The 21,622-nt window shown below is 49.7% G+C and carries 23 protein-coding genes; 13 read left to right on the top strand and 10 right to left on the bottom strand.

The annotated features are described in order from the left end of the window. Window positions 1–33: 33 nt before the first annotated feature. The 6 genes from JL719_RS01175 to JL719_RS01150 all read left to right on the top strand — a co-directional run bounded on the left by JL719_RS01175 (window position 34) and on the right by JL719_RS01150 (window position 4,708). Window positions 34–216: a hypothetical protein gene (locus JL719_RS01175; protein WP_033158246.1), complete on the top strand. Its 183-nt coding sequence runs from the start codon at window positions 34–36 to the stop codon at window positions 214–216. After that, complete coding sequence (locus JL719_RS01170) at window positions 206–610, top strand: PIN domain-containing protein (protein ID WP_033158247.1); 405 nt, start codon at window positions 206–208, stop codon at window positions 608–610. Before JL719_RS01175 ends, JL719_RS01170 begins: the two co-directional genes overlap by 11 nt. 46 nt (window positions 611–656) lie before the next feature. Then, a complete protein-coding gene (locus tag JL719_RS01165; protein ID WP_033158248.1) occupies window positions 657–1,919 on the top strand; it encodes an AAA family ATPase in 1,263 nt (420 codons plus the stop codon). Between the two features lie 5 nt (window positions 1,920–1,924). After that, window positions 1,925–2,677 carry an HNH endonuclease family protein gene (locus tag JL719_RS01160; RefSeq protein WP_051670268.1) on the top strand — a complete coding sequence of 251 codons (753 nt, stop codon included), beginning with the start codon at window positions 1,925–1,927 and terminating at the stop codon, window positions 2,675–2,677. A 73-nt stretch (window positions 2,678–2,750) separates the two neighbouring features. Then, window positions 2,751–4,166, top strand: coding sequence for a dihydrolipoyl dehydrogenase (lpdA, locus tag JL719_RS01155; RefSeq protein WP_033158249.1), 1,416 nt, complete (start codon window positions 2,751–2,753; stop codon window positions 4,164–4,166). Window positions 4,167–4,261: 95 nt separating this feature from the next. Next, entirely contained in the window at window positions 4,262–4,708 is a 447-nt protein-coding gene (locus JL719_RS01150) for a hypothetical protein (protein WP_033158250.1), read from the top strand. Between the two features lie 57 nt (window positions 4,709–4,765). Here the strand turns inward: JL719_RS01150 and JL719_RS01145 are convergent, their stop codons facing one another. From JL719_RS01145 to mutY, 3 genes are all read right to left on the bottom strand, one after another. After that, window positions 4,766–5,311, bottom strand: coding sequence for a globin family protein (locus tag JL719_RS01145; protein ID WP_033158251.1), 546 nt, complete (start codon window positions 5,309–5,311; stop codon window positions 4,766–4,768). A gap of 154 nt (window positions 5,312–5,465) precedes the next feature. Continuing rightward, the gene (locus JL719_RS01140; protein WP_033158252.1) at window positions 5,466–5,735 is read right to left on the bottom strand and encodes an oxidative damage protection protein; all 270 of its coding nucleotides are present in this window, start codon (window positions 5,733–5,735) and stop codon (window positions 5,466–5,468) included. After that, window positions 5,698–6,786: an A/G-specific adenine glycosylase gene (gene mutY, locus JL719_RS01135; protein WP_033158253.1), complete on the bottom strand. Its 1,089-nt coding sequence runs from the start codon at window positions 6,784–6,786 to the stop codon at window positions 5,698–5,700. Before mutY ends, JL719_RS01140 begins: the two co-directional genes overlap by 38 nt. A gap of 255 nt (window positions 6,787–7,041) precedes the next feature. Between mutY and JL719_RS01130 the strand changes: the two genes are divergently transcribed. Further along, window positions 7,042–7,728: a zinc ribbon domain-containing protein gene (locus JL719_RS01130; protein ID WP_084153389.1), complete on the top strand. Its 687-nt coding sequence runs from the start codon at window positions 7,042–7,044 to the stop codon at window positions 7,726–7,728. Between the two features lie 224 nt (window positions 7,729–7,952). Here the strand turns inward: JL719_RS01130 and JL719_RS01125 are convergent, their stop codons facing one another. Both JL719_RS01125 and JL719_RS01120 read right to left on the bottom strand, forming a co-directional pair. After that, entirely contained in the window at window positions 7,953–8,219 is a 267-nt protein-coding gene (locus JL719_RS01125) for a hypothetical protein (RefSeq protein WP_020484270.1), read from the bottom strand. A 213-nt stretch (window positions 8,220–8,432) separates the two neighbouring features. Further along, window positions 8,433–8,639 (bottom strand): cold-shock protein, encoded by a 207-nt coding sequence (locus JL719_RS01120; RefSeq protein ID WP_033158255.1) that lies wholly within the window; start codon window positions 8,637–8,639, stop codon window positions 8,433–8,435. Between the two features lie 295 nt (window positions 8,640–8,934). Here JL719_RS01120 and JL719_RS01115 point away from each other — a divergent pair, with 295 nt between their 5' ends. After that, window positions 8,935–11,046 (top strand): hypothetical protein, encoded by a 2,112-nt coding sequence (locus JL719_RS01115; protein ID WP_033158256.1) that lies wholly within the window; start codon window positions 8,935–8,937, stop codon window positions 11,044–11,046. 46 nt (window positions 11,047–11,092) lie between these two features. Here the strand turns inward: JL719_RS01115 and JL719_RS01110 are convergent, their stop codons facing one another. Continuing rightward, a complete protein-coding gene (locus tag JL719_RS01110; RefSeq protein ID WP_033158257.1) occupies window positions 11,093–12,727 on the bottom strand; it encodes an alpha-D-glucose phosphate-specific phosphoglucomutase in 1,635 nt (544 codons plus the stop codon). A gap of 72 nt (window positions 12,728–12,799) precedes the next feature. Between JL719_RS01110 and JL719_RS01105 the strand changes: the two genes are divergently transcribed. After that, window positions 12,800–13,354 carry a L,D-transpeptidase family protein gene (locus JL719_RS01105; RefSeq protein WP_033158317.1) on the top strand — a complete coding sequence of 185 codons (555 nt, stop codon included), beginning with the start codon at window positions 12,800–12,802 and terminating at the stop codon, window positions 13,352–13,354. Window positions 13,355–13,438: 84 nt separating this feature from the next. Beyond that, window positions 13,439–13,717, top strand: a complete 279-nt coding sequence (locus JL719_RS01100) for an Lpp/OprI family alanine-zipper lipoprotein (RefSeq protein ID WP_165385904.1) — start codon at window positions 13,439–13,441, stop codon at window positions 13,715–13,717. Window positions 13,718–13,783: 66 nt separating this feature from the next. On the opposite strand, the gene JL719_RS01095 is transcribed toward JL719_RS01100, so the two are convergent. Together JL719_RS01095 and rdgC are read right to left on the bottom strand one after the other, a co-directional pair. Next, entirely contained in the window at window positions 13,784–14,749 is a 966-nt protein-coding gene (locus JL719_RS01095) for a L,D-transpeptidase family protein (RefSeq protein ID WP_033158259.1), read from the bottom strand. Then, window positions 14,749–15,657 carry a recombination-associated protein RdgC gene (rdgC, locus tag JL719_RS01090; RefSeq protein WP_033158260.1) on the bottom strand — a complete coding sequence of 303 codons (909 nt, stop codon included), beginning with the start codon at window positions 15,655–15,657 and terminating at the stop codon, window positions 14,749–14,751. Before rdgC ends, JL719_RS01095 begins: the two co-directional genes overlap by 1 nt. 438 nt (window positions 15,658–16,095) lie before the next feature. On the opposite strand from rdgC, the gene JL719_RS01085 reads away from it, so the two are divergent. Together JL719_RS01085 and yjgA are read left to right on the top strand one after the other, a co-directional pair. Continuing rightward, window positions 16,096–16,323, top strand: coding sequence for a hypothetical protein (locus tag JL719_RS01085; RefSeq protein ID WP_225892965.1), 228 nt, complete (start codon window positions 16,096–16,098; stop codon window positions 16,321–16,323). A 1-nt stretch (window position 16,324) separates the two neighbouring features. Continuing rightward, window positions 16,325–16,972, top strand: coding sequence for a ribosome biogenesis factor YjgA (gene yjgA, locus JL719_RS01080; RefSeq protein ID WP_033158261.1), 648 nt, complete (start codon window positions 16,325–16,327; stop codon window positions 16,970–16,972). Between the two features lie 7 nt (window positions 16,973–16,979). On the opposite strand, the gene mtgA is transcribed toward yjgA, so the two are convergent. Beyond that, window positions 16,980–17,720 (bottom strand): monofunctional biosynthetic peptidoglycan transglycosylase, encoded by a 741-nt coding sequence (gene mtgA, locus JL719_RS01075; protein ID WP_033158262.1) that lies wholly within the window; start codon window positions 17,718–17,720, stop codon window positions 16,980–16,982. Window positions 17,721–18,230: 510 nt separating this feature from the next. Further along, on the bottom strand, window positions 18,231–20,639 hold the full coding sequence (locus JL719_RS01070) for a TonB-dependent siderophore receptor (protein WP_033158263.1): 2,409 nt from the start codon (window positions 20,637–20,639) through the stop codon (window positions 18,231–18,233). A gap of 420 nt (window positions 20,640–21,059) precedes the next feature. Here JL719_RS01070 and JL719_RS01065 point away from each other — a divergent pair, with 420 nt between their 5' ends. Beyond that, window positions 21,060–21,575, top strand: coding sequence for an RNA polymerase sigma factor (locus JL719_RS01065; protein WP_033158264.1), 516 nt, complete (start codon window positions 21,060–21,062; stop codon window positions 21,573–21,575). The last annotated feature ends 47 nt before the right edge of the window (window positions 21,576–21,622 follow it).

The raw sequence follows: 21,622 nt of genomic DNA, 5'->3' as shown, positions 1-21,622 counted from the left end.
ACGGCAAGGATCAATTTTCTTGGGAGGCCCAGTATGCAAACACTGAATTTAGAGAAACTACCGGATTTTGCCAGGCATGAATTGGAGGATTTTTATCAATTTTTGTTGCAAAAATACGCGGGGCAACAACAAGACCTTAAGGAATCAGCGCCATTAGCGCCTCGCTTGGTTAAACCATTCGAGCCGCTGCCACGCGAAGCGGTGTATGAGCGTTAACTGTTTTGTCGATTCCAACGTCTGGCTTTATGCTTTCATGGATGAGAGTTCGCCCAAACACCAACAAGCTTTAAAGGTTATCGCACAGCCCGGCGTAATGCTTAGCACTCAAGTTGTGAACGAGATCTGCAACAATCTGCTGCGAAAAGCCGGATACACCGAGCAAGAGATTCGACAAACCGTGGATAATTTCCGGCAACGTTATCCGATACATACCGTCACATTGGATGATGTACGCCGGGCCTCCGAATTACGCGAATCGTTCAGTTTGTCCTATTGGGATAGTTTGGTGGTCGCTTCCGCAATAGTAACCGATTGCCGAAGCATTTACTCTGAAGACATGCATAGTGGTTTAAACATAAACGGTTTACAGCTAATCAATCCTTTTATTTAACCCAATCTCCTAAAAATCGGCATTTTAATAGCGAATAGTCAAAGTCATGGCCGAAAATCCTAGCAATCAAGGCGTTTATTTCCTGTCGTTATCGGTGGAAAACGTGCGCTGTTTTGCCGAGAAACAGACACTGGATTTGTCGGATGGCAACGCTAGGCCGGCGCAGTGGACGGTGATTTTGGGGGGAAATGGAACGGGCAAATCTACTTTGCTGGATGCGCTGAATATCAAACAAAGTACACCTTGGCTAGATAAAAATCTTATTAGGTTAAACAACTCGTCCGCTAATACGAATTTACAATTTGGGAAAAGCGATGGCTTGGATTCGGTTGTATCGCAACAACTAGAATACGCCTTTAAACCGTTTATTCGAGGCCAACATATTCGTGAAACGATGCAAGGGCAGAAAAATTTTGATGAAATATTTGACTACCAATCAATATTTTATTATTCCGCCAGCAGAAGGTTAGCTAGGAAATATGAATTTGATTTTGGAGGTGGGGATGTCGAACTACCTATTGATGAACCAGACAATTTAATCAATGCCGAAGAATGGCTACTCCAAACCGATTATATTGCTAATAAACCATCCGAGATTCAGGCGAGTTACCAAGAACGTCTGACGATTATTAAAGACACGCTGATTGCTTTATTACCGGACGTCAGCGATATTCGCATCTCGACACCCAGCGAAAAGTCGCCAAACCCCAGGGTCGAATTCAATCTACCCGACGGCTGGCTGTTGTTATCTCAGCTCAGTCTTGGCTATCAAACCATGACCGCCTGGATGGTCGATCTGGCCGCACAGTTATTCAAGCATTATCCCAATAGCGCCAACCCTATCGCCGAACCTGCGGTGGTATTGATCGACGAAATCGACCTGCATCTGCATCCCAAATGGCAGCGAACGATCATGGCTTATTTGAGCGAACGCTTCGTCAATACTCAGTTTATTGTTACCGCCCATAGCCCCTTAATCGTGCAGGCTGCGGAAAATGCCAATATCGTGGTGCTTAAGCGCGAAGGCGACTCGGTTAAAATTCATCAACATCCGCAAGACGTCAAAGGTTGGCGTATCGACCAGTTATTAACCAGCGACTTGTTCGATTTGCCCAGCGCCCGTTCGCCGCATTATGAAAACCTGTTGAACCAACGCCGGCAGATTTTGAGCCAAGCGCAATTGACCGGTACCGATCAAGCCAAATTGTCTGAACTGGAATGTCAAATAGGAGAACTGCCCACAGCGGAAACCCCCGAAGATATTGACGCGATGAATATTATTCGCCGTGCGGCGGAGCTGTTGAAATAGGTCCGATGATTTTTATCCAGCGCAGCCAGGAACCCGCCGTATTGCAAAACAAGGGTAAAGCTGAACAACAGGCTTTTTGTGAGGCTTATGATGCTGGCAAACGCGAATTTAAATTCGATAGTGCGATTTACGGAAATCCCACCGTTAAAACCGCGTTATTAAAAATGCAGTGTGACAAGTGCTGTTTTTGCGAGTCGAAAATTTCCCATATTAGTTATGGCGATGTGGAGCATTACCGGCCCAAGGGCGGCTACAAACAAGCGGAACAGGACGAATTTCATGCTCCTGGCTATTATTGGTTGCCTTATACTTGGGAAAACTTGTTACTGAGCTGCACCTTATGCAATCAACAATTTAAGAAAAATCTGTTTCCTTTGTTGGACCCGCAGGAGCGAGCACTTAACCACCACGACGACATTACGTTGGAACAGCCACTGTTAATCAACCCTTCCGCCACCGATCCTCGGCAATATATCGGCTTTCGGCAAGAGATTCCCTATGCGATTGACGGCAATATCTACGGCAAAGCAACGATTGCTGTTGTGGGATTAGATAGAGAAGCGTTGAATGAAAAGCGGCGTAGCCACCTTGCGTTGATTAATCAATTAATTGCGGTGATAAAACTTGCGAACAAGCAACTCGAAAACACTGAACTTCAATCGGTAGCCGCGCAAGCAAAACAAATAATTGCCGAAGCGATATTACCAACGGCGGAATATTCGGCCATGATAAATGCACAATTACCGGCATTACACTGACGGCTTAAGCCTGCCGGACGATTTTGAATTGATAAAATAACCTAAATAGACATCCTCACTGGAGACAAATCCTATGACTAATTCCGTTACACACGCCGAAGTTTTGGTTCTGGGCGGCGGCCCCGGCGGTTACACGGCCGCATTTCGCGCTGCCGATCTGGGCAAACAAGTGGTGCTGGTCGAACGCTATCCTGTGTTAGGCGGCGTTTGTCTGAACGTTGGCTGCATCCCGTCCAAGGCCTTGCTGCACACTGCGCAAATCATCCACGAAGCCGAGGCGATGGCGGAACACGGCGTCAGTTTCGGCAAGCCAAACATTGACTTGGACCAAATTCGTGCCTGGAAACAAAGCGTCAGCCAAAGCCTGAATCAAGGCTTGGGCAAACTGGCCAAGCAACGTAAAGTCACTGTAATCCATGGCGTGGGTAAATTTGCCACCGCCAACAGCTTAACGGTGACCAGCGAGGCCGGCGTGCAAACCGTCACCTTCGACAATGCCATCATCGCCGCCGGCTCGCAGCCAACTAAAATCCCCAGCTTTCCGCATGACGATCCTCGCGTTTGGGATTCCACCGACGCACTGGAACTGAAATCGGTACCGGAAAAACTATTGATCGTCGGCGGCGGTATTATCGGCCTGGAAATGGCGACTGTTTACCATGCGCTGGGTTCGAAAATCAGTGTCGTGGAATTGATGGATCAGATTATCCCCGGCTGCGACAAAGACTTGGTCACGCCACTGCAACGCAAAATCAAAAAGCAGTACGAGAATCTGTGGCTACAAACCAGCGTTAAGGCGATGGAAGCTACCGATGCCGGCATTAAAGTCACGATGGAAGGCAAAGGCGCACCGGAATCCGAAGTGTTCGATGCGGTCTTAGTGGCGGTGGGCCGCCGGCCGAACGGTAAATTGATCGACGCCGATAAGGCGGGCGTCAATGTAGACGAGCGTGGCTTCATCCCGGTGGACAAGCAAGGCCGTACCAACGTCAGCAATATTTTTGCGATCGGCGACATCGTCGGCAATCCAATGCTGGCCCACAAAGCCACGCACGAAGGCAAAATCGCCGCCGAAGTCATTGCCGGGCACAAAGCCGGTTTCGACGCACTAACCATTCCTTCGGTCGCTTACACCGATCCGGAAGTAGCTTGGATGGGCCTAACCGAAACCCAGGCGCAGCAGCAAGGCGTGGAATTCAACAAAGCCGTATTCCCATGGGCCGCCAGTGGCCGCTCTTTGGCACTGGGCCGCAGCGAAGGTATTACTAAAATCCTGACCGACAAAACCACCGGCCGTATTCTCGGCGCCGGCTTTACCGGCCCCGGTGCCGGAGAATTAGTGGCAGAAGCCGTGCTGGCTTTGGAAATGGGCGCGGATGCGACAGACATCAGCCTCAGCATCCATCCGCATCCAACTTTATCGGAAACCTTTGCGTTTGCAGCGGAAATGATAGAGGGAACGATTACCGACCTGTATGTAAAGAAATAGTGCTTATTTTGCTAAACGCAAAATTCGTGAGTGAGTTAAACGTCAGCCTGCCATTTTTTGGTGAGAACGCCGACATCATATAGAAGGAACAGCGAGTGGAAAAATTTGTCTTTGGGGCTGGCGAAGATGACAGAAAAAGGTTGCTGAATTTCGTTGATGCTCTGCAGCAGTTTTTAGAGAAGGTGATAAATAACGGCGAGTATTTTCAGCCGAAATTTCGCGACGATTATAAAAAAGCCTGGATTGAGCTTAACCCAAACTTTTCGGCGCTAAAAGACGGCTTGCAACGTGCGGAAACCCACACCTTGTTAGCGCAAGGCTTATTGGGAACCCAGCTAAATCTAAAGCTCGCCGTCATCAATCATTTTTTAGGCGAATTTTTGCTGTACGGAATAGAAATTATCGGCGGCCACAAACTGCTTGAAAGACTTTTGGGTGTTGTCAGCAAATTACTGGCAAACATGGCAACCGCAGTGGGCACCGGCTTAGCCATTCAGAGCTTCGTAGATTTTCTTGTTGCCATGATCAAGGAAGACAGCTAGTGATTGTTCGCTTAGGCAATGCCTAAGCGAACGAAACCCGAACCACTAAAACGCTATTCAAGCGGCTTTCTTAACTTCTACGCCTCTAGCCAACAAGCCATCTCGACCTTTCTCCGCCAAAGCCAGGATTTGATAAGCCAAATCTTCGGCGATATTCAATTGCTTTAAAGAGGCGGCCAAATGCTCCATCACGATGTCGTAATGGAAATCGTCAGGACCGAGCTTGATCAAAAAACTATGAGCCGGCGTTAACAACGTGATGCTTCTAATCTCTTGCCCGCCAACGATATCCAGCAGGAAGGCAAAATCGTTGCCGGCAACCAAACTCGGTTTGGCGTTGGTGCGGGCAAACGCTGCCGTAAAATACCCATCCAATGCCTCTAATACTCTATCATCGTCACTATTTAAGCTATTGAAGTAAGCTTTCAAATAGGCTTTTAGCGCATCAGCCTGCTCAGCAGCCGGGCGGGTAAAGAAGAAGCGGTTAATCCGATAGTCGTCCAGCATTTTTGCATAAAACACATCGACTATTTTACCCATCAGGACGTGGTCGCTGAGAGCTGCGCGCAAGGCATGGATCTGAGGTGCTACAGTTGCGTTCATATTTTTCTCCGGATGATAGTTTTAATAGACATCCCGAGCTTTCCAGTCACGGTGTTTTTGTCAACCTTTTAACCGGATTAACGCTATACAAAAGCCATACACGCAACTTTACAAATACTAACCATCTGACAAAGCGCCTAAAGCCCAAACGGCACTATTTTTTCGGCACATAGCCTTCCGGCAACTCGAAACCACCGGCAAACAAAAATTTCTCGCGCTCGGCTTCCAATATTTTTTTCGCAGCCGGATCGAAACTGGACAGCCGCTGCTCGTTAATTATCATGGTTTGCATCGCTAACCAGTCCTTCCAGGCCTGTTTCGACACATGCTCGAAAATGCGTTGGCCGTTGACACCCGGAAACGGTGGCGCATCCAGACCCTCAGCCTCAACGCCCAGTTTTACGCATGTAATCATTCTCGTCATTTTGATCCTCTGTGACATGTTGTTGCAGCAGACGCTTGATCGGCGCCGGCAAACCTAAAGTAGTAATCTCGGCGGTTTTATACCAAACCGCCCGCTCGCCTTCCATCACATTGTTTATGGGGTTTTCCAACTTTGCCAGGATCGGTGTGTAGTCCAGATGATAATGCGAGAAACTGTGGCGCTGGTCTGGTAAAGTCTGCAAAGCATGCATTTGGTAATGGCGTTGCAGACACCAATCTTGCAAAGCCTGCGGATCGTCAAATTCCGGCAGACTCCATAGCCCACCCCAAATGCCGGTCGGTGGCCGCCTTTCCAATAAAACCCGGTTTTCCTTGTCTAGTAACAGCAAAAAATATAGTTGTTTGACCGGTACGTCCTTGCGAGGCTTGGGGCCTGGTAACTGTTTTACTAAGGCCAACTGCCTAGCCTGACAGCCTTCTGCAACGGGGCAGATCTCGCATAGCGGCTTACTGCGGGTGCAGAGCGTAGCGCCCAAATCCATCATTGCCTGGGTGTAGTCGCCGGTTCTTTGCGTCGGCGTATAGCGCTGACTAATTTGCCAAAGCTGCGCAGCCACTTTATTGTCACCTGGCCAGCCATGCACGGCATGAAACCGCGCCAACACGCGCTTGACGTTGCCGTCCAATATGGGCTGGCTTTGCCCGCAAGCGATGCTGAGTATCGCCCCCGCAGTGGAGCGGCCGATGCCGGGCAAGGCACTTAGCTCTGCGACGGTTTGCGGGAATACGCCGGCATTGCCGGCAACGATTTGCGCGGTTTTGTACAGATTTCTGGCGCGCGCATAATAGCCAAGCCCGGACCAGTGCTGTAAGACTTCGTCCAGTTCTGCGCTTGCCAGGCTTTGCACCGTCGGAAACCTGGCGACGAAGCGATTGAAATATGCAATCACGCTGACTACTTGCGTTTGCTGCAACATAATCTCCGACACCCACACTCGATAAGGATTAATGTCCCGTTGCCATGGCAAATCCTTACGGCCATGATTATCAAACCAGCTAAAGAGTTTTTGTTGGAATTGTTCGGGGGACATGATGCCGTTTGGGAGAAGGGAAAAAATCAATTACGCATTGCCTCTGAATAGTACCGTAAAGGATTTAGATAAGGCAAAAAACCGGTTTTCGTCTGTGGTCTCTGAGCCGGAAACAGCCAGACAGTGTTTGAACTTCTAAAGTTTAGCACTGAGGGTTATCCGCTTTTTTGTGTGATATTCTCTACCTAAGGAATCACGCCCATTCAACGAGCTAATGATTGATTCAAATGCAGTCCCCTACAAACAGGAGTTGCAATGCTTATGTTTTCTTTGATTTCCTCATCAAGCAATGCATGGCAGCGGGCCGCCCAGCTATTCATTACGATTGCCAGCATTCTGACAATAGGCAAATTAATTACGCTAGTACCGGTAATGACGGAATTGGAAGTGGCCGGCGTATTCAAGGCCGCGGCCGTAGTCTGGTTTTTTGCCAGGCTGGCAGCATTAATCTTGTTTTATTTTTTTGCCGGCTACGTGATAGAGGCCATTCCCAACAGCGGCGGTGCGTTGTCATTTGCCAAAGGTATCGCCGAGCCGCTAACCGCACTGTTGATTTTGATTACCGTACAGGCATTGTTTTGGGAGTTATTGGCGCCGTTCGTCGATAGCTTGGGTAGAACGATTTACCATAGTAGCGCGATCATTCTGATTGTAAGCGTCAGCATTTGGTTTGTGTTCAGGGCCTATAGCCATGCTACTTACCTGATCGATACCGTTGCCAAGCTGGTTAAAATGTTATCAAGGCTTCTCCCCCAGCAAAACCCGGCCTGTCAGCAATGCGGCGCCGACATTACCGCAAATACTCATTTTTGTAATGCCTGCGGACATAAAACCCAATCATCCAATACATGTCCCGCATGCGAAGCGAAGGTTTCGGTTGATCAACAATATTGCCAAAATTGCGGATCTAAGCTTGGCAGTACAATAGTTTCGGACAGCTGAGGAAGCTAGATCTACAGCTGAAGTCGCGTTGCTAATTCAATAGCTTAACCACACTGCAAAAACCGCCGTTGAGTTGATAGGCTCCAAGCCGCCATGGTCAGCACAATTGGCGGCTACCTGTTCCAACTTATTGCATACCAAAGGCAATAGCCTTATGAACCAGCCCGCACTAGCGGCAAGGCTGGTACCAAATTAAATTTGCCAGCTTTTTGAGTTTTGGCAGATCACTCGGAAAGGCGCTTGGCTACTCGCTGATAAGCTTCCTTCAACTCCTCTCCAACGATTTTAGCCTTGGCGATGTACTCTTCGGAAGTCTCTATCGATTCGTCGGCAATTTCAGCGGCTTTACTTTTAATCTGCAACCACTGTTTTTCCGCTTCTGCAAATTCATCCTTGGCATCCATTGAAGCCAGATGCAACTTCAGTTGCAGTTCCTCGCGAACCGAATCCAGATTAACGAGCAAACTTTCAAATTCGTTTTTTAACGACATGCCCCACCTCTTTACTTGATTAAAATTACAAAGACTTTGGACCATTGCGGACAACTAAAGTTTAGTCTGCTGAATGCTTTGCTAGAAGCTTTTAAAAGCAATCCAGTACGTTGAAATGAAACGGTGGGAAGAACGAAAGTGGAAACCGCGTTTGATTTCCACTCTATCTAACAAAAAAGCCGTAGGTACCAATTGGCAACTACGGCTTAATCTTTAAACGATGGTTACTTCTTCGGCTTGTGGGCCTTTAGGGCCGCGGCCCAATTTGAACTGTACATGCTGACCTTCGTCCAGCGTTCTGTAGCTGTTGTTTGGGTTCAGAATGTTTTTGAAATGTACGAAAACGTCAGGGCCTTGTTTTTGTTCGATAAAGCCGAAGCCTTTGTCTGCGTTAAACCATTTTACGACGCCAGTTGTCATTGTAGACATAATAAGTCCTATTAAAATTTAGATAATGCCCTAGCTAAAGTAAGGCGGGTCACGCTGGTAAATGTGGAAATTACTTAATGAAAAACTAGGACGAAGGACTACTGAAGAGACATCGAGCTGGTAGACAAAGGGTAAATCGTATTTTCTAGCTGGCTTGCATTCTAGGCTGATTCGACTGATTGTCAATTTAAATCGTAAAATCCAATATTTAGATACTTCAGGACTTATCTTCGCTATTCGGCAATTTGCGGGATTCCTCATGCTCAGCATAAACCTTTAACTACCAATGAATGCTTCATTAAAGCGATGCATCAGACGGCAATATTTGTTTGATGTTGGCGCGGCGATTTTGTTTTTCGGGGCGCTAACCCAGCAAGCTGAATTAAGACAAGCCGCGACTATTGCCGTTAGTGAACTAGCGGCGCAAGGCTACAAGATACCTAGCGAGGACGATCCGGTGCGGGTGTTTCCCGCGTTGACCAGTGGAGCGTTCAGCGGCCGCCATGCCGGCGGCTGGCGGCCCGGCAGTATTTATCTGCGGCAACAACCGCAAGGCGGGCTGAGCGAGGCGGTATATCTGCGTCACGAACTATTTCACGAAGCCAGTCATCGCAGCTGTGGCGGCCGCTTACCGGCTTGGGCTGAAGAAGCGGGGGCGATGTATTTTAGCGGCGAATTGGCGAGCCTAGCACCTGGAGACTGGCCCGGATCGCTTGAACTGCAACGCATCAAAAACCGGGTTAGGCAAGGCGCCGAGTTAGATAGCAATGACCGCGAGGCATTGGCCCGAATCTTGGTCAATACCGGCTGGCCGAACGAACCGTGTGCCGTGTCGGCAAAATTAAATGAAATGCTTGGTCAGGCATTTGATGATGCGGGGGATAGCTCCTTTCTGTTGATGAGCCTGCTGTCCGGGCGGATATTGGTAAGCGGCGGCGACCAAGTCAGCCGCTTACCCCCGGGTTCCTTGTTGAAAATTCCCTATGCGGCGGCATTGGCGCAAGCCGATCCGGATTTGCTAGGTACAGAACTGGCGGCGAGCGATACCGAAAAGCTTTTGCGGCGCCGCGAGCAATTTCAAGGCGAACGCTATCGTCTGTTATTGTCGCCCATTAAAGACCAAAAACTTCCGGCGCAAACTGAACCATCGGACCTGCAGACCTGGCGATCTTACCTGGGCGAACGTAACGCCGACGGCGATTTTGCTTTACAGACCAACTTGCCCGAACTGGCACTAACAATGCGGGCGGCCTTGCTATCGAAGCCGGAATATTTTCGCGGCCTGAGTCAAAACGGTATCCTGCCCAACTCCACCTTGGCGGGGCAACGCGAAACCGATAAAAAATTGTTGCGCCAACTTCAAGTTCTAGCAAAAACCGGCACGGTATCGACTGTTGACGGCCACCCCTTGGCAGGCCACTTAATGCTAGCCTGGCCAGCTACGCACCCGGTGTTTCTGGCGATATTTCGGCAACGCGGCGTCAGTGGCGCAGCAATATTAAGCAAAGCTGCCGCCTTGCTGAGCACTTGGCAACACGACTATCCCAGCCGCTTTGCGGCAGTTAGGGTTAGTTTGTTAACGCCTACCGATCCAGATAGCTGGAGTGCGGAGCCGGACTGTCCGTTAGTGGCTAACCAACACGGGCGCTTTACGGTTTGCGGGCAAATCAGGATCGTTTCCAGCGCACGTGGCAGCCGATCCGAGCGGGTGGTGAAAGGTGTTCTACGACAAACTGATGAACACGGAGTAACCGTGCTGGAAACTGATGTCGACAGCTATGTCGATGGCGTATTGGCTGCCGAGGCCCAAAATTTAGCAGGCAGTGCACGCGAAGCGATGCGGGCTGTGATTGCCTGGAACGGCAGTCACGGCAGCCATAGGCACAATGAATCCAGCTCACTTTGCGACACCACGCATTGCATGGTCTATCTCGGCGAGTTGCCTGAGGACAAGCCGCGACGCAGCAGCCACACCGATATTGCGTTACTGACGCTTTTGGACCAACTGGCGGCCAAATCCGGATTGAACTGGTTACCGTTTGCCAACGGCGGTGATCAGCACTGGCAACGGCAGCTCTCAAGCGCGGAGCTAAGCCGGGCATTTGCGGAAAATCAAATTCTGGATATTCGCCGCGAACGGCGCAAGGACGGCGAGTTGTTTATCCGGCTATTTTATCCGACCAGCGAAGAGTTGCTCAGTTGCGAGATTTTTCGTAATACCCTGAAGCTACCTTCTTGCCCTGATTCGGTAACAGCTGCCGATGGTCAGACCTGGCAATTTGCAGGCATAGGCGCCGGACACGGCCTGGGCTTATCCATCGACAGAGCTCAGGCTTTGGCGGAGGGCGGTCGAACTGCGGAGCAGATTTTACGGGATGCTTACGGGCAGAGCCGTTAGATCAGGCGCTTCAGCCAGACCTAACGTATTATGCCGCCGGGTTCGATCAAGTAATAACGTCAGGCTCGGTCCTGCCGGTACGCTTTTTGACTTCGCAGAGCTGCTCGGCAATCTCTATTAATTCCGCCAGCGCGACTTGGGCATCCTGATCGTGCTTGCTGACATCACGCTCGTAGCGTTCCAAATAAATACGCAAAGTAGCGCCGACCGTACCGGTACCGGACAGCCGGAACACGATGCGCGAGCCGTTCACAAAACCGATGCGGATGCCTTGGTTGCTGCTGACACTGCCATCGACCGGATCGGTGTAACTGAACTCATCGGCAAATTTGACTTCGTAATCACCCCAGCTTTTGCCGGGTAGGCTGCTTAACTGACCACGCAAATGCGCGACAATGCCGTTGGCAATGTCGGAATCGACCGCTTCGTAATCGTGCCGACAGTAAATGTCGCGGCCGTATTTTTGCCAGTGTTCATGGACAATATCTTCCACCGATTCGCGTTTGCGCGCGATTAAATTCAACCAGAACAGCACCGCCCACAAGCCGTCTTTTTCGCGGACATGATTGGAGCCGGAACCGAAACTTTCTTCGCCGCAGATAGTAATTCTGTCGGCATCCAGCAAGTTACCGAAAAATTTCCAGCCGGTTGGGGTTTCGTAGCAAGGCAGGCTCAATTTGTCGGCAACCCGGTCAACCGCTTGGCTGGTCGGCATCGAGCGGGCTACGCCGCTAATGCCTTTGGCATAAGCCGGAATCAACTTGGCGTTGGCGGCCATAATCGCCAAGCTGTCACTGGGAGTAACAAATATGTTCGCGCCCATCACCATATTGCGGTCGCCATCGCCGTCGGATGCCGCACCAAACGTAGGCGCATCGGCGCCGAACATGATTTCGCAGAGTTCGTGAGCGTGAGCCATGTTCGGATCGGGGTGGCCACCACCGAAGTCTTCCAGCGGTACCGCGTTAAATACCGAGCCGGGCGCCGCGCCCAGGGTGTCTTCCAGAATATGCTTGGCGTATGGCCCGGTGATGGCGTGCATCGCATCGAAACGCAAGGTGATAAAGCCGTTATGGATGCTTTGTTTGAGCAGGTCGAAATCGAATATCTTGGCCATTAATTCAGCGTAATCGGCTACCGAATCGATAATTCGAATTTTCACGCCACCTTTCTCGACTTCACCGATAAGGTCTAAATCTATATCGCCGAAACGGGCTTTTTTGTAACCGGTGATGGTTTTGGTATTCTCGTACAGTTTGTCTGTAAACTTTTCCGGAGCCGGGCCGCCGTTGCCGACGTTGTACTTGATCCCAAAATCTTCTTCAGGGCCGCCGGGATTGTGACTAGCTGATAGAACAATACCTCCGAACGCATTGTATTTCCTAATAATATTTGATGCGGCAGGAGTGGACAACAAGCCGCCTTGGCCTATAATGAGCTCACCGAAACCGTTGGCTGCCGCCATTTTTATAATGATCTGGATGGCTTTACGGTTAAAGTAGCGGCCATCGCCGCCAATCACCAAGGTTTTGCCCTGAAAATCCTCCAGACTGTCGAAGATGGATTGGACGAAATTCTCTAGATATTTGGGTTGCTGGAAGACTTTGACTTTTTTGCGTAAGCCCGATGTACCGGGTTTTTGATCATCGTAGGGAGTCGTTTTGGTGATTGTTGTTGTCATATGCTACCCTTTGTAATACCTCGTTTCGAAAGGGTTAAATTACACCAAAACTTTGATGATTTACAGATTGCCATGATAAAGAAAAAATTATTAGGTGTTTTGATTGTGATGGGTTGTACCGTATCAGCACGCAGTTTCGCTGACCAGGATGTTTGGTTGTTGGTCGATACGCAGACGCAAAGCATGGAAGTCAGAAAGGGCGACAAGACAGTTGCCGTGCTGGAAAATATCGCTATTGGCCGCAATGGCGCCGGCGAAAAGAATCATCGCGGCGATGACATCACGCCGCTCGGTAACTATCGGATCGGCTGGATCAACGAAAGAAGCGCTTTCCGTAAATTCTTCGGCCTGACCTATCCCAATGTAGACAATGCCGATAATGCCTTGAAAAAAGGAAAAATCGATCTCGACACTTACGAAGCTATTGCCAGAGCGCATTCTGCCGGACAAATTCCGCCGCAAAATACCGATCTCGGTGGGCAAATCGGTATTCATGGTTTGGGCAGCGGTAGTCTGTCCATCCACAGATCCATGAATTGGACACACGGATGTATCGCGTTGACTAATGATCAAATTGATCAGTTAAGTCAATGGGTAGAAAAAGGGACACTCGTAACGGTGAAATAATGTTGGTAAAATCCAAAAAAATGTTGGACAATTACCACCGTTTTTCATTTATTATTTTTTGAAACCACAATCAAGGGGAAAACCATGATGAGAGCTATTACATTATCAGCAGTTGTTGCAATTGCAGCTTTGGCAACCGGTTGCGCAAGCACTTCAGACCTGGAAGCTTTGGACGCAAGAGTTGGCACTTTGGAAGGCAAAGTTGCTACTGCATCTGCTGACGCCGCTTCTGCTAAAGCCGCTGCTGCTGAAGCTGCTGCAAAAGCTGCTGCTGCTGAAGCTGCTGCTAACCGTGCTGCTCAATATGCTCAAGACACCAACAGCAAATTGGACCGTATGTTCAAAAAATCACAACACAAATAAGCATTATTGCTGTTGTTGATTTTAAAAAGCCCGTGAGCCGCAAGGCCACGGGCTTTTTTGTTGCCTCTATTTTGCTGCCGGAGCAGCTTGGCCTTGCACGACAGGAGGCGTCTGGGTAGGACGCTCATAAATAGCCACCGGAATACCCGTCGCTTTTTCTACTGCCGCTTTTAAAACAGAACCTTTGATTACCGGCATTTGCCCACCGTTGGCTTGCTCTATCAAGTTCAATGCCGTATGCAAGCGCTGTTCATAAGTAGCCGGCGTTTCTTCCATTTCCGGATAGACCTCCATATACAACGTGTCGTGATACCAGCCCACCTTAATGGATTGATTAACAATATTGACCTGAGTACCAACCTTGACCATCGGAAAAAACTGCTCGATGTCGGCCGGATACATTCGAATGCAGCCGTGACTTACCCGCATGCCGACACCGTTGGTTTTGTTGGTGCTGTGAATCAGATAGCCTGATATGCCAAGTTTAAACGCAAACAGCCCCAGCGGGTTATCGGGGCCGGGTGGATAATAAGGCTCCAACACATCGCCATCAGCCAAATGCTCGGCAATGATCGATTTTGGCGGAGTCCAAGAAGGATTTTCGGTTTTACCGGCTATATGGGTTTTACCTAGCGGTGTTTTCCAGTTGTCTTCCCGGCCGATGCCGATCGCATAGGTTACGACCCTGCTAGAATCCGGAAAATAATAAATACGCATTTCCGGCAGATTGATCACGATCCCTTGGCGCGGCGCATTGGGCAGTATAAAGCTACTGGGAATCCGCACCTGCGTGCCTTCGCGCGGCAACCAACGGTCAACATGGGGATTGGCCAGCACGATTTCGTCCTGACCCAGCCGGAAGTTGACGGCGATGTCAATCAGCGTGTCTTCCTGCTTGGCCGCGACATATTTGACCTCATGCGGCGGATTGCCTATCAAACTGTCACCCGGCCTATCCGGTGCCGGCAGCGTCAGTGCCGACGCTACAGTGCTGGCTGTCAGCAGCAAACTGAATAACAAACGGGTTTTCATTAGGCGTTACCTTCAGCAGTAAATAATTCAAGCAGACGCGGCAAAAACTGAGCAAGTTCCGCCGTCATAATAGAAAAATCGGCATCAAACTGCTCGACTTCGTCGAATGCCTCAATATCCGCGGCTTGCTCCTGGATAAGATCAAGAAACTTTAGCCGCTTGACCGCCAAGTTCTCATCCAACACAAACGAAATGCGTTCGGCCCAGCTCATTGCCAGCTTAATCACTTGCTTGCCGCTATCCAGATGATTCTTGATTTCCGGCAAGGCCAAGTCGTGACGCTTGCAACGAATAATCGAGCCTTCTTCTTCCGGCGAACGCAGCTCGCATTCGTCTTCGATCAAAATATCTTTAGGCGAGGTGTTGTCGATCAACCATTGCGTCATCACGCTAGCCGGTTTGGCGGTAGCGGTGAGCGGTACGATAGGCAAGGAACCCAGACATTTACGCAATTGGCTGAGCATATCTTCGGCTTTTTTAGCCGATGCCGCATCCACAACCAACCAGCCGCCTTGACTATCGATATAAGCATAGGTTTTGCGGGAAAACGAAAACGCCCGCGGCAACAGTTCGAATATCAATTCGTCCTTAATGCGGCTGCGTTCTTTCGCCGGCAATTTGCGCGCCTCGCGTTCTTCAATTTCATTGATTCGCTCTTGCAGCATTTCGTTGATCACCGATGCAGGCACCACTTTTTCTTCTTTTTTGCCACATAGCATCAAGAAGCCGTTATTGGCATGTACCAGCGCATCCGAAGCTCTACCCAGTGGCGAGGTCCAGCCGAAACTAAACTCGTCGTGACTGCCACAGGAACGAAACGGCTGTTGTTGCAGTTTTTGCTCCAAAGCAACAGCATCCAAAGTAAATGGCTCGGTAAAACGGTAGACTGCAAGATTTTTAAACCACATGAAATGACTCTTTTTTAAAAACCGGCCATTATCGCAAATTTACGCACACCATATAAGCCAGCCCATTTAAAGACTCGCCAAAAAACACAGTTTGGCCGCAAATTTGCTTGGCGTGTAAACAAGTTATACACATAAAACTGTTTACGACAACACCAGAAAACGCTTGACAAAATAACTCGTTGAAATACAAAGTATCATTTGTAAATCATTGATTATTATTAACTAATGATAGTGACCTAATAATATACAATTTGACCGCAGCCCAGAGCTACCGGGGACCAGCAAAGGCTTTCGACATTTAATACACAGAGTTATCCACAGCTTCTGTGAATAACTGAATTTACCCAACTGCAATAATCGCTTAGCGACAAATCCAGACAAACAACTTTTAATGTGTCGCAGCAAGCAATGTCTTATTGCGTGGCAAGGTTTGCTAGAATGCCGCATAGCAAAGTCCCTCACTCACAACAAAGCGGTCACATCATGCTGTCAACCTGGGAAAACCTGATACTCGGCGCCCTGGCGCTGCTGCTTTTGTTCTGGATGCAGCCTGGCATCAAAGCCGCAATCGCGCGTAGCAAACAAACACCATCCGATTGGCCCAGCGTTATTGGGCCACTGCTGATGGTGGTGATGTTCGTGCTTTTCTTAATAGCAATGGTTTGACATGAACGACGAAGATTACCAAGAAGAATTCGAAGAAGATTATTACGACGAACCCCATGACGAGGACGACGGCGAAAGCGACGAAGAAGAACAAGAGGTCGAATATTACGCGATACGTCCCAACAAGACTCGCATCAAAAAAGAAATAGCCGAAGTGTTTGCGATGGCCGAGGAAATATGCGCTCTATCCCCTGCACATATTGCCGAATTCGAATTACCCGAGAACATAGAACAAGCCCTGCGCGACGCCGGCAAAATGGGGCAAAACTCCGCTAGAAAACGCTTGTTGAAATATATCACCGCGCAGCTCAGGAAGCTGGATACCGCCGCGATTCATGAAAAACTGGCGCGGATGAAAAATCGCAGCGCCCATGCGGTCAGAGAACATCATCAGGCCGAACGCTGGCGCGATTTGTTGCTGGCAGCCAATGGCAATCAGCAACTGACCCAATTTATGGAAGAATTTCCGGGCGCGGATAGCCAACATTTGCGCCAATTGCAGCGCAACGCGCAAAAAGAAGCCAAGGAAGCCAAACCACCTAAGTCGGCGCGCTTGTTATACAAATATCTGAAAGAACTGATTGCCGATGCGTCCGGCCTGCCGCTCTCTGACGAGGACGCGCAGAATAATCAGGATGCAGAGGATTAACAAGCGATCAATTCCCCAATACCCGCATCTGGCCCAAGATCCAGCTTTGGCGTTTATGTACATAAGCGCTGGGCTGATCGGCTTTTAGCAATATAGGGTTCGGCAATGTCGCCGCCAACAGCGCAGCCTGATTGGCAGATAACTGCTGGGCGGAAATACCGAAATAACGGCGACTGGCCGCTTCTATGCCAAATAAATGATCGCCGAACTCGGCAATATTCAAATACATTTCCAGAATCCGCTGTTTGTCCCAAATAGCCTCTATTAATAACGTAAACCAGATCTCCAGCGCCTTACGCCCGAAGTTTTTAGCCGGGCTTAAAAACAAATTCTTCGCGACTTGCTGACTGATCGTACTGGCCCCACGCAGTTTACCGCCGCGCAAATATTGGTTAAAAGCCTTGGTGATGGCGTCAACATCAAAGCCGTTATGCTGATAAAACAATTGATCTTCGGACGCGACCACCGCAGCAAAGGCGTGCGGCGAAATATGCCGGCGACTGACCCAGCGCTGATCAATGCCTCTATAGTGTCGGCCTTCGACCAGGTCGTCAACATGCTGATGTAGCATGAATGCCGACGTCGGCGCCGGCAGGTACCGCAATACGCCTACCAGCAGCAGCGAACTGAGCACAAAAAACAGCGCCGCATAAACCAATCCGCGCTTGCAACGTTGCGGTAAAGAAAGCGCCGTTTTGGGTTGGCGCCAAAATTGGCGATAGCGGGCCGGATGACGGAAATGCTTCACGAGCGATTCGAGCGTTGTGACTGGGATGTTTATTATCCATGATTGAACACGGAATTGACTAACTGCGGCTTTTGCGGGAAATGCCGCAAAGCAAAGCCTTTATTGCGGCAAATAACATAGAAATTAACAGAATGGCCGTCGATTTTAGCGAAAAATCCTGGATCACGTAGCCTTCAGGGTTTGGCATGGATATTGTTATATAAAGACCGGTGTCAAGGATGTTTAAGTTCTCTCCCCCGTGAACATGGAAAACAAGACGCCAAGGATACCTGGATAAAAGCGCGGAAAACCGCTTTTATCCGGGCAGGGATGACGAAGCCCTCTATACCTCCTGCCTGCTCAATAATCAGTAAAAATTCAAATCGAGTTGGCGATGAGCCGCAAGACTGAGTTGTCCATACGCCCATCCTCTATCCCAAATAAAGCTCTCGCACGGGGATATTCACACGAGGATATTCAAAAGGGGCTAATGGCACCGCTTTATCAGCAGCACCATCAACCCGTATTGAATTAATATTCCAATTTCAATGATCCCATGGCGGAAATAGGGGCACCAACGTTAGCGGTAGGCAACCAAGAAGTTGAGCCGGTGTAGTATTCCTTATCCAGCAAATTGTAGACATTGACTTGCGCGGTCAGACGAGTTTTACCTATAGGTTGCACATACGCCATCATGGCGTCCAGCCGGGTATAGCCTGGCAATTGATAGGTATTGGTATTGTCGCCTTCGCGTTTGCCGACGACTACACCGCCGAGACCGGCCTTGAAGTGCTCAGTGAATTGATAAGTACCCCACAGACTGGCTTGATGCTCAGGCACATTCAACAACCGATTGCCCTGCAAGCCGCTGTAATCCTTGGTATATCTTGCATCGGTGTAAGCGTAGGTCGTCACCAGGCTGAATTCATCGGTAATCTGGCCTTTAATATCCACTTCAATGCCCTGACTACGCGCCTCGCCGATAGTTTTTTGATCGGTGGGGTCCGGCGTGCTCAAGTCGAAAGTCATCAGATTATTTTTAGTTAAATGATAATACGCCACTGTTGACGACAGGCGTTTATCGAAAAACTCGGTTTTGAAACCGATTTCATACTGCTCGGCCGCTTGCGGTGCAAAATTGCCGCCGGTAGCGGAACGACCGTTATTCGTACCGAATGATTCAACGTAATTGCCATATACAGACAACCAATCCCAAGGCTGGTAAACGATACCTACCCGCGGACTGAATTTATCTTCGTGTTGCATGCTGAATCCAGCCTTGGTTTCATCCCAGGAGGTACCGCCGTAGCCGCCGTAACCTGCCATATCGTAACGCCCGCCGCCCATGATGTGCAGCTTATCCCACAAGGTAATTTGGTCTTGAAAATACACCCCGTACCAATCGTCGCGCGAGCGCCAAAACCAATTGGCGGGCTCGGCGCGCAGAGCCGCCATGTCGAAATTGCCGTATTGGGGATTGTTGATATCGAATGTGGGTATGGTGCCGTAACTAAAGTTATTGTCCGGCGCATCCTGATTAAAAAAGAACCAATCGCCCCCCACTAAAACATTATGTTTGAGGCCGAAAGTTTGAAACTTTCCGGTGAGATCCAGGCTGGTAGAGTAAGAGCGGCGGTTACTGGTGCCGAGGATGCCAAATCGATCCAGAGTATGCCCATCCGCGTTAATTTTACTATTAGGCGCAACGCCGCCGAATACGATGTCGGTCTCGTCCCACTGAAATTTATGCCTTAGCCCCCAGTCATCATTAAATTTGAAGCTCCAATCCGCATAAATCAGCGTAGTGTCTTGGCTGGGTTTAATGGACGGATCGCCGGTAAATAAGGATCTGCGGTTTGTAATAGGCCGATTGCCCGATACCGGAACGCCATAATCTTCCGTGTAATTTTCATGGCGTTTCTCTATTTCGACATTGGCCTCGAAGCGGTCGTTGGGCCGCCAAGTCAATTTCGGCGCAATAAATACCCGCTCGTGATCAACAAAATCTCTGAAAGAATTGCCTTCATCGTAAGCGGCATTAAACCGGTACAACAGGGTTTTATCCTTATCCAGCGGCCCGGTTGCATCCACCGTGGTACGAAATTCACTGAAGGAGCCAAATTGCTGCTGCAAGGAATAGTAAGGCACATCCAACGCCTTTTTGGTCACATAATTAACCATACCGCCGGGTTGCAACCTTCCATAAAGCACGGATGCCGGGCCTTTCAACACCTCGAGCTGTTCGATATTCGCCGGATCGAACTTGCCCATCGAGCGCCTGAAACCATTGCGGTACATTTGATCGTCGGAAGCAAAGCCGCGAATAATGAAGCTTTCGTACATATCCGCCGTACCGTAAGCCCGTTGCACCCCACTGACGTTTTGCGTCAAGGCGTCTTCGATGCGGATCGCTTGTTGATCGTTCATGATCGATTTGGGCACAACCTGGATAGATACCGGGGTGTCCATGATCGCAATATCGGTTTTGGTCGCCGTTGATGCATTCGGCACCGCATAGAACTGGCTGAATGGGTCGTTAGGGTCATATACCTTTTTGCCCACCACATTCACCGCCGGCAAGGCCGTAGGGTCCTGTTTGTAATTCAGAGACTGCCTTTCGATCACTATATTGCCGCTCTCAGCCATGCGGTAACTCAATCCGCTGTCTGCCAGCAAACGTTGCAACGCGGCTTCCGGGGTGTAATGGCCGCTAAGGCCCTTGCTTTGCAGACCCTCGGTGATTGCCGTGTCGTAGACCAGTTGCAAGCCGCCGGATTCCGCCAAGCGATTCAGCGCGGTAGACAGAGAGCCTGCGGGGATACTGAAAGCCCGACTGACACTATCTGCCACCGCGGTACCGGAAACCGCCAACACAGCCCCTAATACCAGTGCCGAAGCATGTCCAAACAGGCCGCCGCTAAATGTTTGTTTCAACGCCATGAATTTCCCTCGCTGTTGTTAAATAATGACTATCGTTGTTTTGACGCACGACAGGCAGAAAACAGGAGGTGAGGCACAAAAATTCATGGCAACTAAGTGGCTGCTACTGACATTGCAGGCCCCGACACATCGAACGCTTTTCTCGGCATTTCGCTAATCCGCTAATCAGTCCCCCTATTTTGCTTTCCGGTATCGTACCGGCCACCATCAAAAAATAGGTTATATGCCGCGCCAGATGCGCCATATAACCTATTCAACACCAGTTAAATGTGTGCGGGTAGCGCGAATGCGAACCGCCGATCTTTGCTCCAAGCCAGCAATATCAGGATATTCAGCGCCTTGGTCCGCATTTGAATCATTACTGGCACGAATCAGGCATGGGACGGAGCTCCTGAAACCACTGAAACCCAACCCTGCCTCATGACCCCGGACATCAGCTCGCTGTATCGACTGCATTGCAAGGAGCTGCTGCACCACTTGCTGCGAATAGTCAAATGCCCGGAAACCGCGGAAGATTTGCTGCAAGAAAGCTATCTGATCTTGGCCCGCACCGCCAACGATACCTCCATAGACCACCCGCGCGGATTTTTATACCGCACCGCCAGCAATCTGGCGATGGATCACCTGCGCCACCATAAAGTCGTCGAGCGTCATCAGGAAGCGACGCGGCATCTGGATGAGCCGCAACTGGCCGGAGTGGAAGCCGAATTAGCCGATCAGCAATGGCGCACCCTGTTGCAACAAACCATCTACGAGTTACCGCCGCGCTGCCGTGATGCATTTATCCTGCATAAAATTCATGGCTTGAGTTATCGGGAAGTGGCTAATTTTCTGGATATTTCCGAGAGCGCCGTGGAGAAACACATCCTCAAAGGCTTAATGTATTGCCGCAAACAGCTAGGCAGTCATTTTGGCCGCCCGTATCGGACCGACTGAGGTTTTTGCCGCCTTAACCGTCGTACCGATATTACCCAGGCATACGC

Origin of the sequence: Methylomonas sp. LW13 (assembly GCF_016865255.1) — a bacterium.
In the GTDB taxonomy this organism is placed as follows: domain Bacteria; phylum Pseudomonadota; class Gammaproteobacteria; order Methylococcales; family Methylomonadaceae; genus Methylomonas.
This window is presented reverse-complemented; position numbering and strand designations above follow the sequence as displayed.

Excerpts from the sequence above, each read along its gene's own strand:
- JL719_RS01115 (WP_033158256.1), top strand. The coding sequence starts at position 8,935 with ATGAATGCTTCATTAAAGCGATGCATCAGACGGCAATATTTGTTTGAT.
- JL719_RS01085 (WP_225892965.1), top strand. The coding sequence starts at position 16,096 with ATGCCGCATAGCAAAGTCCCTCACTCACAACAAAGCGGTCACATCATG.
- mutY (WP_033158253.1), bottom strand. The coding sequence starts at position 6,786 with ATGTCCCCCGAACAATTCCAACAAAAACTCTTTAGCTGGTTTGATAAT.
- lpdA (WP_033158249.1), top strand. The coding sequence starts at position 2,751 with ATGACTAATTCCGTTACACACGCCGAAGTTTTGGTTCTGGGCGGCGGC.
- JL719_RS01145 (WP_033158251.1), bottom strand. The coding sequence starts at position 5,311 with ATGAACGCAACTGTAGCACCTCAGATCCATGCCTTGCGCGCAGCTCTC.
- JL719_RS01105 (WP_033158317.1), top strand. The coding sequence starts at position 12,800 with ATGATAAAGAAAAAATTATTAGGTGTTTTGATTGTGATGGGTTGTACC.
- JL719_RS01065 (WP_033158264.1), top strand. The coding sequence starts at position 21,060 with ATGACCCCGGACATCAGCTCGCTGTATCGACTGCATTGCAAGGAGCTG.
- JL719_RS01125 (WP_020484270.1), bottom strand. The coding sequence starts at position 8,219 with ATGTCGTTAAAAAACGAATTTGAAAGTTTGCTCGTTAATCTGGATTCG.
- JL719_RS01175 (WP_033158246.1), top strand. The coding sequence starts at position 34 with ATGCAAACACTGAATTTAGAGAAACTACCGGATTTTGCCAGGCATGAA.
- JL719_RS01070 (WP_033158263.1), bottom strand. The coding sequence starts at position 20,639 with ATGGCGTTGAAACAAACATTTAGCGGCGGCCTGTTTGGACATGCTTCG.
- JL719_RS01120 (WP_033158255.1), bottom strand. The coding sequence starts at position 8,639 with ATGACAACTGGCGTCGTAAAATGGTTTAACGCAGACAAAGGCTTCGGC.
- JL719_RS01110 (WP_033158257.1), bottom strand. The coding sequence starts at position 12,727 with ATGACAACAACAATCACCAAAACGACTCCCTACGATGATCAAAAACCC.
- JL719_RS01170 (WP_033158247.1), top strand. The coding sequence starts at position 206 with ATGAGCGTTAACTGTTTTGTCGATTCCAACGTCTGGCTTTATGCTTTC.
- JL719_RS01130 (WP_084153389.1), top strand. The coding sequence starts at position 7,042 with ATGCTTATGTTTTCTTTGATTTCCTCATCAAGCAATGCATGGCAGCGG.
- JL719_RS01095 (WP_033158259.1), bottom strand. The coding sequence starts at position 14,749 with ATGAAAACCCGTTTGTTATTCAGTTTGCTGCTGACAGCCAGCACTGTA.
- JL719_RS01160 (WP_051670268.1), top strand. The coding sequence starts at position 1,925 with ATGATTTTTATCCAGCGCAGCCAGGAACCCGCCGTATTGCAAAACAAG.
- JL719_RS01165 (WP_033158248.1), top strand. The coding sequence starts at position 657 with ATGGCCGAAAATCCTAGCAATCAAGGCGTTTATTTCCTGTCGTTATCG.
- yjgA (WP_033158261.1), top strand. The coding sequence starts at position 16,325 with ATGAACGACGAAGATTACCAAGAAGAATTCGAAGAAGATTATTACGAC.
- JL719_RS01100 (WP_165385904.1), top strand. The coding sequence starts at position 13,439 with ATGATGAGAGCTATTACATTATCAGCAGTTGTTGCAATTGCAGCTTTG.
- rdgC (WP_033158260.1), bottom strand. The coding sequence starts at position 15,657 with ATGTGGTTTAAAAATCTTGCAGTCTACCGTTTTACCGAGCCATTTACT.
- JL719_RS01140 (WP_033158252.1), bottom strand. The coding sequence starts at position 5,735 with ATGACGAGAATGATTACATGCGTAAAACTGGGCGTTGAGGCTGAGGGT.